The sequence below is a fragment of the Ensifer meliloti genome (assembly GCF_030064585.1).
GTDB classification, from domain to species: Bacteria; Pseudomonadota; Alphaproteobacteria; order Rhizobiales; family Rhizobiaceae; genus Sinorhizobium; species Sinorhizobium meliloti.
In genome coordinates, this window is sequence record NZ_CP120366.1 from 365,266 (window position 1) to 381,091 (window position 15,826).

Sequence of the window (15,826 nt, forward strand, 5' to 3'; positions counted from 1 at the left end):
ACCGCGCCGTCTCCGCTTGACTATCTGACGTCTGTCCGGCGCCCTCCGCGGATCGCCTCCCACACCTTGCCGACGCGTCGCACGGCAGGCGCCATAATGACCGCCGAAGATTTGGTTGTCGTGCCGCCAAAAACGTAATTTTCCACCGTGCCGGCATCGCCAGTCGATGCATGCTGCTCGCGTTCCTCCAGTAGCTTTGAGTGCAAGCCGATACCGAGGATACGCGATGACACTCAGCTTTGATCCAGACACACTTCCCCTGCCCGTCGGCCACTTCATCGACGGTCGGCTGGTGCCGGCCGAAGGCATCATCGACATGCATCGCCCCTCCGATGGCAAGCCTTATGCAGGCTGCCCGCTTGCGGATGAGGTGCTCGTCGATCGCGCCGTCGAAACCGCCAAGAAGGCGCTCAAGGCGACCAACTGGAGCGGCGTGCGGCCGCGCGAGCGAACAGTCGTGCTGCAGCGCTGGGCAGACCTGATCGAAAGCGAGGCGGAAACCCTCGCCAAGCTCGAGGCGCTTTCTTCAACCCGGCCCGTTGGTCATCTCGTCGCCGGCGACATTGCGGTCAGCGCCGAACAGATCCGTTTCTTCGCCGAATTCGCCGACAAGGAGGGAAGCGATCTCGTGCCAACCGACGACAGCAATCTCGGCATGATCATGACCGAGCCCTATGGCGTCGTCGGTGCCATCACGCCCTGGAACTTTCCCGTTTCCATGGCCGCCTGGAAGCTCGGCCCCGCGCTCGCGGCAGGCAATGCGGTGGTGCTGAAACCCTCGGAAATGACGCCGTTCTCGACTGTCTATCTTGCGGAGCTCGCGATCCGCGCCGGTCTGCCGGCCGGCCTCATCAACATCGTTCTGGGCGACGGCCCCGTCACCGGCACGGCCATGACCGGACACCCGGATATCGCTAAGGTGAGCTTCACCGGCTCGACCGGCGCGGGGACCGCTATCATGACCAACGTCGCCTGCACCGGCATCAAGCCGATGACGCTGGAACTCGGGGGAAAAAGCCCACAACTGGTCTTCGCCGATGCCGATCTCGACAAGGCGGCGGCGGCGATCGCGCAGAGCATGCTTTCGAATGCCGGCCAGGCCTGCGTCGCTGGCTCCCGGCTGATCGTCGAAGAATGCATTGCCGCTCCCCTCGCCGAAGCGATCGTCACGCGCATGGAGGCTGCGAAGCCAGGCCCGACCTGGGACGAGACGAGCGAATACTCGCCCATCATTTCGAAGCGCCAGTTGAACCGCATCCACGGCATCGTCGAGGCGGCCGTCGAAGCGGGCGGCGAATGCCTGTTCGGTGGCGCCCAAATGGATGCGCCGGGCTATTTCTATCAGCCGACGCTGATGGCCGTACGCGACTGCTCCTCGCCGGCGATTACCGAGGAAATCTTCGGCCCGGTGCTCACCATGCAGACCTTCGCCGACGAAGAGGAAGCGCTCGCGCTCGCCGATCACCCGACCTACGGCCTTGCCGCCGGCCTCTTCACCCGCGACCTGTCGCGCGCCCTGGGGCTGACGCGAAGACTCCAGGCCGGAACCGTCTGGGTCAACCGCTACAGCCGCTCTCGCGACCACATCCTGCCTACCGGCGGCTACAAGCGCTCCGGCATCGGCAAGGATCTTGGCCGCGAGGCTTACCACGCCAACCGCAAGAGCAAGAGCGTGCTCATCAGCCTCTAGGGAAAAGCAATGAAATCCTATTCGATCGCACTCATCCCCGGCGACGGGATCGGCCAGGACGTGACGGATGCCGCCTGGCAGGTCCTTTCCACCGTCGCCAGGCATTCCGGCTTCACGTTAACCGGTACGTCTTTTCCCTGGTCCTGCGCCTTCTATAAGGATACCGGCGCGATGATGCCGGCGGACGGCATCGAAGCGCTGCGCCCTTTCGATGCCATCCTGCTCGGCTCTGTCGGCTGGCCCGCGGAGGTGCCGGATTCCATCTCGCTGCACGGCCTGCTGCTGCCGATCCGCAAGGCCTTCGTGCAATATGCGAGTATCCGGCCGCATAGACTGCTGCCGGGCGTCGAAGGACCGCTGAAGGCGAGCGACTTCGATATCCTCTGCGTCCGCGAGAATACCGAGGGCGAATATTCCGGCGCCGGCGGTCGCGTCCATCAGGGCACGGAGGACGAGGTGGCGGTCGAGACCTCAATCTTCACCCGCGCGGGTGTCGAACGGATCCTGCGCTTCGCCTTCGAGCAGGCACGTCAGCGACGCGGCAAGCTCGCCTCGGTGACCAAATCGAACGCCCAGAAACACTCGATGGTGTTCTGGGATGAGGTCACGCGACAGCTCGCTGCCGAGTATCCGGACGTCGAGGTGACGAGCTATCACATTGATGCCATGGCCGCGCGCGTCGTGATGGCGCCCGAAAGCCTCGATGTCGTTGTCGCCTCGAACCTCTTCGGAGACATCCTCACCGATCTCGGCGCCGCCATACAGGGCGGTTTGGGCTTTGCCGCTTCCGCCAACATCAATCCGGACAGAAGCGCCCCCTCCATGTTCGAGCCGGTGCACGGTTCGGCCCCGGATATCGCCCATGTCGGCATCGCCAACCCCATCGCCGCCATCTGGTCCGGCGCGATGATGCTCGAGCATCTTGGAGAAAGAGAGGCCGCGGGGATGATCATGGCCGCGCTCGAACGCACGACCATCCGCGGCATCGGCACCGTTCCGGGAAAAGACAGGACCCGATCCATCACCGCGGCAGTGCTCGCCGCGCTCGACTGATCGCAAGAGGGATAAACACAGGAGGGATAAATACATGAGATTGAAGGACAAGGAACTCTTCCGGCAATTGGGCCTGATCGGCGGTGAGTGGATCGCCGGAGCTTCGGGCGAGGTCGTCGACGTCATCGATCCTGCGAACCAGGCCGTTCTCGGCACCGTGCCCGACATGGGAACGGCCGAAACCCGCGCGGCCATCGAAGCGGCCAATGCCGCCTTCGGACCTTGGAAGAAGAAAACGCACGCCGAACGCGCCGCCGTGCTCGAGCGCTGGCACGCGCTGATGATCGAAAACCTCGAAGATCTGGCGGTGCTCGTGACGATGGAACAGGGCAAGCCGCTCGAGGAGGCGCGAGGCGAGATCCGCTACGGCGCCGCCTTTGTCAAATGGTTCGCGGAAGAATCCCGCCGCATCGGCGGCCACACCATTCCCTCCCCGACGTCGGACCGCCGCATCGTCGTGCTGAAGGAAGCGGTCGGCGTCTGCGCCATCGTCACGCCGTGGAATTTCCCCAACGCGATGATCACCCGGAAGGTCGCCCCGGCGCTCGCCGCCGGCTGCACCGTGGTCATCAAGCCCTCGGAGTTCACGCCCTTCTCGGCGCTCGCCCTCGGCGTGCTCGCCGAGCGCGCCGGCATTCCGGCCGGTGTCGTCAATATCGTCACGGGCATGCCGACGGCGATCGGTAACGAGTTCATGACGAACGAGACGGTACGCAAGATCTCCTTCACCGGCTCGACCCGCGTCGGTTCGCTGCTGATGCGCGGCGCTGCAGACAGCGTCAAGCGGCTCTCGCTCGAACTCGGCGGCAATGCCCCCTTCATCGTTTTCGACGACGCCAATCTCGATCTTGCGGTGGAAGGCGCGATCGCGTCGAAGTTCCGCAATGGCGGGCAGACCTGCGTCTGCGCCAACCGAATTCTCGTGCAGGCCGGTGTCTATGACGCCTTCGCCGAGAAGCTCGGCGCCCGCGTCAACGCGATGAAGGTAGGCCCGGGGACAGAGCCCGGCATCGCAATTGGCCCGATGATCAATGAGGCTGCGATCGACAAGATCGACCGCCACGTCGAAGACGCGATTGCCAAGGGCGCAAAGCTGGCGGCGCGTGGCAGGTCGGTGCCGGAGGGCCGGCAATATACGGCCCCGATTGTGCTCACCGGCGCCACCACGGACATGCTGCTCGCCAGCGAGGAAACCTTCGGTCCCGTTGCCCCGCTCTTCCGCTTCGAGACCGAAGACGAGGCGATCGCCATCGCCAACGGCACGCCCTTTGGGCTGGCCGCTTATTTCTACACCGAAGGCCTGAAGCGCTCCTGGCGGGTGGCGGAAGCACTGGAGTTTGGCATGATCGGCCTCAACACCGGCGCCATCTCGACCGAAGTCGCGCCCTTCGGCGGCGTCAAGCAATCCGGCCTCGGACGCGAGGGCGCCCAGGTCGGCATCGAAGAATATCTCGAGATGAAGAGCTTCCACATCGGGGGGCTGGACTAGGGTCCCGAGGATCTTGGGTCGGATCGACCCAAGACCCTAAACTTGATCGGGTTCTCAGGTTAGAGCGCTATGGGCGCGGAAAGCCACCGTCCATTCCTCATCCCGCCCTCAAGCGCATGCGAGGCGCTTCAGTTCCTTGTCCTTGCGCATGTCGCCGCCGCAAGACTGCTGCACGCCTTAGGCAGCATGCTCAGGCTAAATCTCCAAGCAAGAAGGGCGCGGCACCTTTCCGGTCCGCGCCCTTCCTCATAAGCCTGCGCTGTCTACCGGACCCTGTCCAGCATCTTGTAATACATGCCCACGAGCGGCAGAAACCATGGTTTGCCGAAATGGCCCGGCACCGCCGGCCACTCGAAACCCTTCAGTGGATTTCGGTCCGGCCGGCCGAGGATCGCGTCCGCAATGATCATCCCAAGATGAGTCGAAAGCTGTGCGCCATGGCCGGAATAGCCCATGGCGTACCAGACTCCATCGTGATAGCCGGCGCGGGGGAAGCGGTCTTTGGTCATGTCGACGAGACCGCCCCAGCAATAATCGATGTCGACATTGGCGAGCTGCGGAAAGATCTCGGCCAGACTCGCCTTGAGGATCGCACCGCTTTTCGCGTCCGAGCGTTGGTCGGACGTCGCCGAGAAGCGGGCGCGGCCGCCGAAGATCAGCCGGCTGTCTGGCGAGAGCCTGAAATAGTTGCCGATGTTCATCGACGTGACGCAGGTGCGGTTGCCCGGCATCGTCGCCTCGATCTCCTCCGCCGTCAGCGGCCGGGTGGCAATGATGAAGCTGCCGACCGCGATGATCCTGCGGCGGAAATAGCCGAAGGCCGAAGGCGTATAGGCCCCGGTGGCGACGAGCACTGCATCCGCAGTGACGTTGCCGCGGGTGGTCTTCAACGCGTGCCGACCGCCGCCTTCCTGCCGATGCTCAGTGACGGCTGCCTGCTCGAAGATCGTGGCGCCGTGACGCGTGGCCGCTTCGGCGAGACCGACGACGTAACGGCCCATATGCATCATCGCGCTTTTCTTCGAGAGCATGGCGCCGAAGAAAGGCGCGCCGAGTTCCTGCTTAAGGTCGTCTGCGCTAAGTAGCGCCGTATCGGGATCGACCTCCGCGTGCACGGCTTCGAAGTTGCGTGCGATCGTCTCGAAATGCTGAGGCTTGGAGGCGAGCTTCAGCTTGCCGGCGCGGCGGAGACTGCAGTCAATTCCCTCCTCCGCGATCAATGCCTCAATCGTGTCGATCGAGTCGTCGAGCGCCTTGTAAAGCGCGATCGCCCGCTCCTTGCCGAGCTCCGCTTTGGCGGCCAGATAGCTATGCGCAAGTCCGTTGTTGAGGTGTCCGCCATTGCGGCCGGAGGCGCCCCAGCCGACCTTCTCCGCCTCCAGCACGACGACCTTCGAGCCCGCCTTGGCGAGCTGCCGAGCAGCAGCGAGGCCGGTGAAGCCGCCGCCGATCACTGCGACGTCGAAATGGCCTTCGACCGAACCCTGAGCAGCCCCGGCAAAGGCCGGGGCGGTGTCGTGCCAGTAGGACAGGAATTTCATGGCGCTACGCCTCTCTCTAAAGACCGACGACGCCAGGAAGCCCCGAAATGTCGGCGATCTCCACGTAGCCGTAATAGGAGTTGGCCGGCTCATGGCCGCGATTGACCCAGACCTTGTTCTTGATGCCGAGGTCATGCGCCGACATCAGGTCATAGCGAAAGGAGGATGAACAATGGAGAATATCCTCCGGACCGCAGCCGAGCATGTCGAGCATGTATTCGAACGCCTTGAAACGTGGTTTGTAAGCCTGCGCCTGTTCGGCGGTGTAAACCGCGTGGAAAGGAGCGCCGAGCTTCTCGACATTCGACATGATCTGCGAGTTCATCGCGTTGGACAGGATGACAAGCGGGATCTCCTTGGCGACCCTGGCGAGCCCCGCCGGTACGTCGGCGTGCGGACCCCAGGTCGGGACGCGTTCATAGACCATGCGCGCCGCTTCCTCGCGGAATTCAATGCCGTTGCGCTTGCAGGTCCGTTCGAGCGAATTGTGCACCACCTCCGCATAGGGCTTCCAGTCGCCGAGGATCTCGTCGAGGCGGTAGGCAGCGAAATTCTTGATGAATTCCGCCATGCGCGCCTCGTCGAGCTGTTCGCTGTAAAGGTCGCGCGCCGCTTCCGCCATCTGGAAGTTGGTTAGCGTGCCATAGCAATCGAAGGTGATGTATTTCGGACGGAAGATCGACATGTGAACTATCCTCGAAAGAGCGGACCAGGGTTTACGTGTAAGATCATAGGCGCCAGCTCATTCCTCGGCTCACCTGATTTCGCAAGAATAGAAGCAGAATCTATCGTATCCAAACTCGGCTTTGGCAGAAGGTTGCGAGCTTTGCCTGCCGCTCTGCTTATTGCCGCCCACATTTTCGCTGCCGTTCTTGCCTGGCGGCATAAGATGCGGCGGTCCGTGAGAGCAAAGCTATAAGATTTCGCGTGGGCCGCAGCCTTCAGACGAACTGCCGGCCGGCACTCCTTCAGACTTCAGAGCAGAAATGAAGGACATCCCCATGCAGACAAATGAGATCGAACTCACCGCCTTCGGTCCCGAGTATCTTGAAGCCGCCATCAGGCTCTCGCGGCAGGCCGGTTGGCCGCATCGGCTGGAAGACTGGCAGATGGCGTTCGCCTTGAGCGAAGGTATCGTCGCCGTTGAGGACGGGCGGGTCGTCGGCACCGTGCTTGTCACCCCATATAAAAGGGACTGCGCGACCATCAACATGGTCATCGTCGACGAGGCGGTGCGCGGTCGCGGCCTCGGTCGCAAGCTGATGGACGCCGCATTCCGGATCGCCGGCGACCGGCCGCTCCGGCTGGTGGCGACGGCCGAAGGCCTGCCGCTCTATGACAAGCTCGGTTTTGGCGAGAGCGACGCCGTCCTGCAGCATCAGGGCGTAGTCGGAGAAATCGCCGCACCGGCCGAACCGGAGGCTGCGAGCACCGCCGATGTCGAAGCGATCGCCAAACTCGACCGCCTTGCCTTCGGCGCCGACCGTGGAGCGTTGATTGCCTATCTCGCCAAGGTGGGCGAGTTCGCCGTCCTTCGCCGCGACGGCCGCGTCACCGGGTTCGCCGCGCTGCGTGCCTTCGGCCGTGGCGAGGTCATCGGTCCCGTGGTCGCCGCCGACCTCGATAATGCCAAGGCACTCGTCGCCCATTTCATCGCCGCACGGCCGGGCCGGTTCCTCCGCGTCGATACGACCGCCGGCACCGGCCTCTCCGTATGGCTTGCCGAACAGGGGCTCGCTCATGTCGGCGGCGGCATCGCCATGATGAAGCCACCGATCCGCCGCGCCGCCGATCCCATCGCTAACACCTTTGCCCTCGCCAACCAGGCGCTCGGCTGATCCGGAGGTTCTTGATGTACAGCAACTCCCTCATCGAACTCGATCGCGCCCACCTCATCCATCCGGTCGCCTCCTATCGCGGCCACGAAAAGCTCGGCGTGCGCGTGCTTGCCTCGGCCAAAGGCGCGACGGTCACCGACGCTTCAGGGAGGCAACTGATCGACGGCTTTGCCGGTCTCTGGTGCGTCAATGCCGGCTATGGCCAAGAGACAATCGTCGAGGCGGCGGCAAAGCAGATGCGCGAGCTGTCCTACGCGACGGCTTATTTCGGCCTCGGTTCGGAACCGGCGATCCGCCTCGCCTCGGAACTCGCAGAGCGCGCGCCGGGCAATTTAAATCATGTTTATTTCACGCTCGGCGGCTCCGACGCCGTCGACAGTACGATCCGCTTCATCCGCTACTACTGGACTGCGCGCGGCGAGCCGCAGCGCGACCAGTTCATCTCGGTCGAGCAAGGCTACCACGGTTCCTCGACCGTCGGGGCGGGCCTGACGGCGCTGCCCGCCTTCCACACCGGCTTCGGCATACCCTTCGACTGGCAGCACAAAATTCCGTCGCACTACGCCTACCGCAATCCGGTGGGTGATGATCCGCAGGCGATCATCGCGGCCTCGCTCACAGCCCTCAGGCGCAAGGTCGAGGAAATCGGCCCCGAGCGCGTTGCTGCCTTCTATGCCGAACCTATCCAGGGGTCGGGCGGCGTGCTTGTGCCGCCCAGGGGCTGGATGAAGGCGATGCGCGAGCTCTGCCGCGACCTCGGCATCCTCTTCGTGGCCGACGAGGTGATCACCGGCTTCGGGCGCACCGGTCCGCTCTTTGCCTCCACCGAAGACGAGATCGTGCCGGACTTCATCACCACGGCCAAAGGTCTCACTTCCGGCTATGTGCCGATGGGGGCCGTCTTCATGGCCGACCACATCTACCAGACGATAGCCGACGGTGCCGGCGCTTCCGCCGTTGGCCACGGCTACACCTATTCGGCCCACCCGGTCAGCGCCGCCGTCGGCCTCGAGGTGCTGAGGCTTTACGAGAACGGTCTTTTGGAGAACGGCGTGAAGGCCGGTGCCCGACTGATGGAAGGTCTCGGAAGCCTGAGGGATCACCCGCTCGTCGGCGACGTGCGCGGCCGTGGCATGCTCGCGGCCATCGAACTCGTCGTCGACAAGGCGCAGAAGACCCCTTTGCCGGCAGCCGCGGAACCTGCGCGCCGCATCTTCGACCGTGCCTGGGAAAATGGTCTCGTCATCCGCGCCTTCGCCAATGGCGTGCTCGGCTATGCGCCACCTCTCTGCTGCAGCGAAACGGAAATCGACGCGATTATCGAGCGCACCCGCCAATCACTGGATGAGACCCTGGAGGACCCGGACGTTCGCCGGGCTCTGAAGACCTGACGCATGACGGTGCGCGATATATCGCGAAAACGTCATATTCGGAATTTTGTGCCGCTTCAGAATGTCTTTTCGGCCACTTCCGTGCAGCACAAGTGCCAAACTGGAGTCGAGGAAAAGGACCGGATCCGAGCAAATTCGATCCTTTCACCAAGAGCGGGAAAATCACCCGCCGCCAGGAACAGTATAACCTTCTTCACGAAGCCGGTGCTCCAAGTGAGCCCGAAAACTGGGGAATCGACGTGCGCAAGAGCCTTCCGGAATTCAAATACATGACTTTCGACGTCGTCGGCACGCTGATCGACTTCGAAGGTGGCCTCAAGGACTGTCTGGCCGGCATCGCCGCCGAGGCAGGTGCCACGATCGATGGCGAGGAAGCGCTCAGCCTTTACCGCGCAGCGCGCTATTCCAAGGACGCCGACCTCTTCCCAGACGATCTCGTGCGGGTCTATCTTGAAATCGCGCCAAAGCTTGGCCTGCCAGCCGAACCGAAATATGGAGAACGTTTCAGGGACTCCACGAAGAACTGGAAAGGTTTTGCCGACAGCGCCGAGGCGCTGGCACGGCTTGCCAAAAGTTGCCGGCTCGTGGCGATGACCAATGCCCGTCGCTGGGCCTTCGATCTCTTCGCCCAGCAGCTGGGCAACCCTTTTTACGCGGCATTTACGGCTGACGATACCGGGACTGAAAAACCGGACCCCGTCTTCTTCGAGAAGGTCTTCGATTTCGTCGGCTCGGAAGGAAATTCAAAGGACGACATTCTGCATGTCGCCCAGAGCCAATATCACGATATCGGCATTTCCCGGAAGCTCGGGTTGGCCAACTGTTGGATCGAGCGTCGCCACGCACAGAAGGGCTATGGCGGCACTATTGAGCCCGCCGAATTCACCGCACCCGATTACCATTTCACTTCCATGGCCGCTCTTGCCGATGCCGTGGTCGTCGCACGCGGCTGACCAGTTCACCGTATCGGGTCCGAACCCGCGTAAGACGGGCAGCCCGCCACAAACGAAAAGGGGAATGACATGAACGACAAGATCACCAACTGGACCAGATCCGACGACGCTATGGTCGAAACGGCCATTCGTCGCGGAGCGACACGCCGCGAGCTCCTGCAGATGATGCTGGCCGGCGGTGCCGCCCTCTCCGCCGGCAGCCTGGTGCTCGGCCGAGCCGGGAATGCGGTTGCTGCAACGCCGGTCTCCGGCGGTACGCTCAGAGCGGCCGGGTGGTCGGCTTCCACCGCCGACACGCTCGATCCGGCCAAGGCATCGCTCTCCACCGACTATGTCCGCTGCTGCTCCTTCTATAATCGCCTCGCCTTCCTCGATAAAGGCGGCACGCCGCAGATGGAGCTGGCCGAAGCCATCGAAACCAAGGATGCGAAGACCTGGACCGTCAAGCTGAGGAAGGGCGTCACCTTCCATGATGGCAAGCCGCTAACAGCCGACGACGTGATCTTCTCGCTGAAGCGCCACCTCGACCCGTCTGTCGGTTCAAAGGTCGCCAAGATCGCCGCGCAGATGACGGGCTTCAAGGCGGTGGACAAGCAGACGGTCGAAATCACGCTTGCGAGCCCTAATGCCGACCTGCCGACGATCCTCTCGATGCACCACTTCATGATCGTCGCCGACGGCACCACCGACTTCTCAAAGGGGAACGGCACCGGCGCTTTCGTGAGAGAAGTCTTCGAGCCCGGCGTGCGCTCCGTCGGCATCAAGAACAAGAACTACTGGAAGTCCGGACCGAACGTGGACTCTTTCGAGTACTTCGCGATCAGCGACGACAGTTCCCGGGTGAATGCGCTCTTGTCCGGCGACATCCACCTCGCCGCCACGATCAATCCGCGCTCCATGCGCCTGGTCGAGAGTCAGGGCGCCGGCTTCGTCCTCTCGAAGACGACCTCCGGCAACTACACCAACCTCAACATGCGGCTGGACATGGAACCCGGCAGCAAGCGCGACTTTGTCGAAGGCATGAAGTATCTCGTCAACCGCGAGCAGATCGTCAAGTCGGCGCTTCGGGGTCTAGGTGAGGTCGGCAACGACCAGCCGGTATCCCCGGCCAACTTCTATCACAATCCCGACCTGAAGCCGCGCGCCTTCGACCCCGAGAAGGCGAAGTTCCACTTCGAGAAGGCCGGCATGCTAGGCCAGTCGATCCCGGTGGTTGCCTCCGATGCAGCGAACTCCGCGGTCGATATGGCGATGATCATCCAGGCCTCCGCTGCCGAAATCGGATTGAAGCTCGATGTCCAGCGCGTTCCCGCAGACGGTTACTGGGATAATTACTGGCTGAAGGCGCCGGTCCACTTCGGCAACATCAACCCGCGCCCCACGCCGGATATCCTGTTCTCTCTGCTCTACTCCTCGGAGGCTCCGTGGAACGAGAGCCAATACAAGTCGGAGAAGTTCGATAAGATGCTGATCGAGGCGCGCGGCTCGCTCGACCAGGAGAGGCGCAAGGCGATCTATAATGAGATGCAGGTGATGGTCGCTAGTGAAGCCGGCACCATCATTCCGGCCTATATCTCCAATGTCGACGCGATCACCGCCAAGCTTAAGGGCCTGGAAGCCAATCCGCTTGGCGGGCAGATGGGTTATGCTTTTGCGGAATATGTCTGGCTCGAGGCCTGATTGAGCAACTGGGCTGGGGGGCTGCAACCGCATCGCTGCGCCCCCGGCACTTTGGTTCGAAACCTGTCTTGAAAAGCCGAAAGGGAGCGCCGTGAACAACCGGGTCCTATCCCTCGTGCTGAGCAGATTGCTCATCGCCGTGATCACCTTGGTGATCGTCTCCTTCGCCGTCTTCTTCGCGACGACGCTCTTGCCGGGGGACACCGCGTCGATCCTGCTCGGCCAGGCCGCCACGCCGGAGGCCGTCGAAGGCCTGCGCAAGGCGATGCACCTCGACGAGCCGGCGATCTTCCGTTTCCTGCGCTGGATCGTCGGTCTGCTGCAAGGCGACCTCGGCACATCCTATGCCAACGAGATGCCGGTCAAAGATCTGATTGGCGGGCGCTTCGTCAACACACTGCAGCTCGCCGGCGTTACCGCCCTCTTCTCTGTGCCGATCGCACTCACCCTCGGGATTACGTCGGCGATGCTGCGCGGTTCGCCTTACGACCGGATCGTGACGGTGCTCACCATCGGGGTCATCTCCGTGCCGGAATTCATGATAGCGACTTCCGCCGTGCTGGTCTTCGCCGTCTATCTGAAATGGCTGCCGGCACTCTCCTTTGCCAATGAGGTGACGTCGATGACCGATCTCCTGCGTGTCTATGCAATGCCGGTCATCACGCTCACCTTCGTCATCTCGGCCCAAATGATCCGCATGACCCGGGCAGCAGTGATCGAGACCCTCAACACGCCCTACGTGGAGATGGCGCTGCTCAAGGGTGCCTCCCGGTCGCGCATGGTGTTTCGCCATGCGCTGCCAAACGCGCTGGGGCCGATTGTCAATGCGGTTGCACTTTCGCTCTCGTATCTGCTCGGCGGCGTCATCATCGTCGAAACGATCTTCAATTATCCCGGTATTGCCAAGCTGATGGTCGATGCCGTCTCCACCCGCGATCTGCCGCTGATCCAGAGCTGCTCGATGGTCTTCTGCCTCGGCTACCTGCTCCTGATCACGACAGCCGACATCATCGCCATCCTTTCCAATCCGAGGCTACGATGACAATGACCCACTCTGAGACCAAGTCTGCCCGGATTTCCGGAACCCGGCTCGGCTATCGCTTCAATATTGTCGGGATGGTCGGTCTTTCCATCATCCTTTGCTGGGCGCTCGTCGCGATCTTCGCGCCGCTAATCATCCCCTATCCGGTCGGGGAGATCGTCGATCTCGACTACTTCGGCCCCATGAGCCGCGACTTTTGGCTTGGATCCGACTACCTCGGCCGCGACATGCTCTCACGCATCCTGATGGGAGCCCGCTACACGGTCGGCATCTCGCTTGCGGCAGTCACCATCGCCTGCTTCAGCGGCGTGGTCCTCGGCATGATTGCAGCGGTCGCCGGCGGCTGGCTCGACACTTTGCTCAGCCGCCTTCTCGACGCCCTCAATTCGATCCCGAGCAAGCTCTTCGGTCTCGTGGTGGTCGCCGCCGTCGGCTCCTCCATTCCCGTGCTGATCCTGACGCTGTCGGTGATATACATCCCGGGCGCCTACCGCTTCGCCCGCGCGCTCGCTGTCAACATCAATGCGATGGATTTCATTACCGTGGCTCGTATCCGCGGCGAGAGCACGCTTTATCTCATCCGTTCGGAGATCCTGCCGAACATCATCGGCCCGGTACTTGCCGACCTTGGCATCCGCTTCGTCTTCATCGTTCTGCTGCTCTCGGGCCTCTCCTTCCTCGGCCTCGGCGTCCAGCCGCCCTATGCCGATTGGGGGGCATTGGTGCGCGAAAACATCGGCGGCCTTCCCTTCGGCGCACCGGCGGTAATCTTCCCGTCGTTTGCCATCGCAAGCCTCACGATCAGCGTGAACCTCCTGATCGACAACCTGCCGCAGAAGATCCGCGATCGGAGCGAATAATGGGCAACCTCGTAGAAATCCGTGACTTGAAGGTCGAAGCCACCACCGATACCGGCCGCCGTGTAGAGATCATCAAGGGCGTCAGCCTCGATGTCGCCGAGGGCGAGATCGTCGCTCTTATCGGCGAAAGCGGCTCGGGAAAGACGACGATAGCGCTGACGCTGATGGGATATGCCCGCCCGGGCTGCCGCATCTCCGGCGGCAGCGTCTTGGTCGCCGGCAATGACTTGGTGACGTTGACGGAAAAGCAGCGAGCCAAGGTGCGCGGCACCGAGGTCACGTATGTTCCGCAATCAGCTGCAGCCGCATTCAACCCGGCCGCCACGATCATGGACCAGGTGATCGAGGTCACCCGTATTCACGGACTTATGGCTGCCGCCGAGGCGCGTGCCCGCGCCGTCGAACTTTTCCGGGCGTTGTCGCTACCCGAGCCCGAGACGATCGGCAGCCGTTATCCGCACCAGGTTTCCGGCGGACAACTGCAGCGTCTTTCGGCCGCCATGGCCCTCATCAGCGACCCGAAGCTCGTCATCTTCGACGAGCCAACGACGGCGCTAGACGTAACGACCCAGATCGAGGTGCTACGCGCCTTCAAGTCCGTGATGAAGAAGGGCGGCATCGCCGGCGTCTACGTCTCGCATGACCTCGCGGTCGTCGCTCAGATCGCCGACCATATCGTCGTCTTGAAGGGCGGCGAAGTACAGGAGGTCGGCACCACCGAGGAAATTCTTTCGAGCGCCAAGCACCCCTATACGCGCGAACTCCTCTCGGCCTTTGAACCAAAGCCACGGGAGGCTGCCGACGCAGCCGAACGCGCACCGGCTCCCCTGCTCAAGATCGAAAACCTGGTCGCGGGATACGGTGCGTCCAAGACCGACGGCTTGCCGCTCGTGCGCGCCGTCGAAGATGTGAGCCTAAAGGTGGAAAAGGGTCGCAACCTCGGTATCATCGGCGAGTCGGGGTGCGGCAAGTCGACGCTCGCCCGCGCCATTGCCGGCATATTGCCGGCCGCCGTCGGCAAGATCGTCTTCGACGGCAAGGAACTCGGTCGGAGCGCCCGCGAGCGCACGCGCGACCAGCTGCGCGAAATGCAGATCGTCTTTCAATATGCCGACACCGCCCTCAACCCAGCGAAATCGGTCGAGGACATCCTCGACCGGCCGCTCGTCTTCTATCATGGGATGAATGCGAGGGCCCGCAGCCTCCGCATTGACGAGCTGCTCGACATGGTGCGCCTGCCTCGCAACCTGCGTCATCGCCGGCCGGGCGAGCTTTCCGGCGGCCAGAAACAGCGCGTCAACTTCGCCCGCGCGCTCGCCGCTGATCCGAAGCTGATCCTTTGCGACGAGATTACCTCGGCGCTCGACACGGTCGTCGCCGCCGCGGTCATCGAGCTGTTGAAGGAATTGCAGCGCGAGCTCGGTCTTTCTTACATCTTCATCAGCCACGACCTCTCCTTGGTGGAGGCGATCTGCGACGAGATCGTCGTGATGTATGGCGGCAAAAAGGTTGAGGACATCACTCCGGCCAAGATTAATGCGCCCCACCACCCCTATTCGCAGCTGCTCTTCTCCTCGGTGCCGAAGCTCGATCCCTCCTGGCTCGATGGCCTCGAACAGGATCCGGAATTGGTCAGGGCCTATTGCCGGAGGTAGAGGCTCCCATCTGATCGCACCGCGGAAACGGGAAAGGGTGTGATACACTCTTCTGCCCTGCCGGGCAGAGGGTGTCACCCGGGGGCGGGATTGCAGATTTCGGCCGAATCAGACCCGAAACAGGCTGGTCAGCGGCATGTGCGCCTTGACGATCGGCGACTTCAGCACAACGAAGCTGAAATATTTGTCGATGCCCACGTCCATGTCGGTGAGGCGCTCCATGATCGTCTGGTATTCGTTGATGCCGGCCGTGACGAACTTCAAGAGATAGTCATAGCCGCCGGACACCAGATGGCATTCGATCACCTGGTCGACCTTCTCGATTGCCGCAAGGAAGCGGGCGAAGTCGATCTGTCGGTGGTTCTTCAAAGTGATCTCGGTGAAGACCGTTAGGGTCTGTCCGAGCTTGCCGACGTTGATCTGCGCGGAATAGCCGTCGATATAGCCCTCCGACTGCAGCTTTTTCACGCGCATCAGGCAGGGGCTCGGCGAGAGATTGACCAGCTCAGCGAGTTCGACATTGGTGATGCGGCCATTCTTCTGCAGTTCGTACAGAATCTTGATGTCGATCCGGTCGAGTTTCATGGCGCGTCTTTCCCCTTGCTGAAGTGGGTCAACGGCGCAGCAGATTGTG

General features: G+C 62.5%; 13 protein-coding genes. 10 read left to right on the forward strand and 3 right to left on the reverse strand.

Annotated elements, in window-relative coordinates; genetic code table 11:
* Positions 1 to 226: 226 nt before the first annotated feature.
* Genes PZL22_RS26120 through PZL22_RS26130 form a run of 3 tightly spaced genes read left to right on the forward strand, consistent with a single transcriptional unit; the run spans position 227 to position 4,232 of the window.
* Positions 227 to 1,690, forward strand: a complete 1,464-nt coding sequence (locus PZL22_RS26120; RefSeq protein ID WP_127700834.1) for an aldehyde dehydrogenase family protein — start codon at positions 227 to 229, stop codon at positions 1,688 to 1,690.
* A 9-nt stretch (positions 1,691 to 1,699) separates the two neighbouring features.
* The gene (locus tag PZL22_RS26125; RefSeq protein ID WP_127700832.1) at positions 1,700 to 2,743 is read left to right on the forward strand and encodes a tartrate dehydrogenase; all 1,044 of its coding nucleotides are present in this window, start codon (positions 1,700 to 1,702) and stop codon (positions 2,741 to 2,743) included.
* Between the two features lie 34 nt (positions 2,744 to 2,777).
* On the forward strand, positions 2,778 to 4,232 hold the full coding sequence (locus tag PZL22_RS26130) for an NAD-dependent succinate-semialdehyde dehydrogenase (protein WP_088896117.1): 1,455 nt from the start codon (positions 2,778 to 2,780) through the stop codon (positions 4,230 to 4,232).
* Between the two features lie 263 nt (positions 4,233 to 4,495).
* On the opposite strand, the gene PZL22_RS26135 is transcribed toward PZL22_RS26130, so the two are convergent.
* Together PZL22_RS26135 and PZL22_RS26140 are read right to left on the reverse strand one after the other, a co-directional pair.
* Positions 4,496 to 5,773: an NAD(P)/FAD-dependent oxidoreductase gene (locus PZL22_RS26135; protein WP_127636111.1), complete on the reverse strand. Its 1,278-nt coding sequence runs from the start codon at positions 5,771 to 5,773 to the stop codon at positions 4,496 to 4,498.
* 16 nt (positions 5,774 to 5,789) lie between these two features.
* Positions 5,790 to 6,458, reverse strand: a complete 669-nt coding sequence (locus PZL22_RS26140) for a haloacid dehalogenase type II (protein ID WP_010967977.1) — start codon at positions 6,456 to 6,458, stop codon at positions 5,790 to 5,792.
* Positions 6,459 to 6,774: 316 nt separating this feature from the next.
* Between PZL22_RS26140 and PZL22_RS26145 the strand changes: the two genes are divergently transcribed.
* The 7 genes from PZL22_RS26145 to PZL22_RS26175 all read left to right on the forward strand — a co-directional run bounded on the left by PZL22_RS26145 (position 6,775) and on the right by PZL22_RS26175 (position 15,192).
* A complete protein-coding gene (locus PZL22_RS26145; RefSeq protein WP_041170046.1) occupies positions 6,775 to 7,611 on the forward strand; it encodes a GNAT family N-acetyltransferase in 837 nt (278 codons plus the stop codon).
* Between the two features lie 14 nt (positions 7,612 to 7,625).
* A complete protein-coding gene (locus tag PZL22_RS26150; protein ID WP_015445491.1) occupies positions 7,626 to 9,002 on the forward strand; it encodes an aspartate aminotransferase family protein in 1,377 nt (458 codons plus the stop codon).
* A 239-nt stretch (positions 9,003 to 9,241) separates the two neighbouring features.
* The gene (locus tag PZL22_RS26155; RefSeq protein WP_041169993.1) at positions 9,242 to 9,955 is read left to right on the forward strand and encodes an HAD-IA family hydrolase; all 714 of its coding nucleotides are present in this window, start codon (positions 9,242 to 9,244) and stop codon (positions 9,953 to 9,955) included.
* Positions 9,956 to 10,024: 69 nt separating this feature from the next.
* The gene (locus PZL22_RS26160) at positions 10,025 to 11,635 is read left to right on the forward strand and encodes an ABC transporter substrate-binding protein (protein WP_014527932.1); all 1,611 of its coding nucleotides are present in this window, start codon (positions 10,025 to 10,027) and stop codon (positions 11,633 to 11,635) included.
* A 91-nt stretch (positions 11,636 to 11,726) separates the two neighbouring features.
* A complete protein-coding gene (locus tag PZL22_RS26165; protein ID WP_127639581.1) occupies positions 11,727 to 12,677 on the forward strand; it encodes an ABC transporter permease in 951 nt (316 codons plus the stop codon).
* The gene (locus PZL22_RS26170; protein ID WP_010967983.1) at positions 12,674 to 13,537 is read left to right on the forward strand and encodes an ABC transporter permease; all 864 of its coding nucleotides are present in this window, start codon (positions 12,674 to 12,676) and stop codon (positions 13,535 to 13,537) included. Before PZL22_RS26165 ends, PZL22_RS26170 begins: the two co-directional genes overlap by 4 nt.
* Positions 13,537 to 15,192: an ABC transporter ATP-binding protein gene (locus PZL22_RS26175; RefSeq protein WP_010967984.1), complete on the forward strand. Its 1,656-nt coding sequence runs from the start codon at positions 13,537 to 13,539 to the stop codon at positions 15,190 to 15,192. The genes PZL22_RS26170 and PZL22_RS26175 overlap by 1 nt, the downstream gene beginning before the upstream one ends.
* Positions 15,193 to 15,300: 108 nt before the next feature.
* Here the strand turns inward: PZL22_RS26175 and PZL22_RS26180 are convergent, their stop codons facing one another.
* On the reverse strand, positions 15,301 to 15,777 hold the full coding sequence (locus PZL22_RS26180; RefSeq protein ID WP_003533554.1) for an Lrp/AsnC family transcriptional regulator: 477 nt from the start codon (positions 15,775 to 15,777) through the stop codon (positions 15,301 to 15,303).
* Between the last annotated feature and the right edge of the window lie 49 nt (positions 15,778 to 15,826).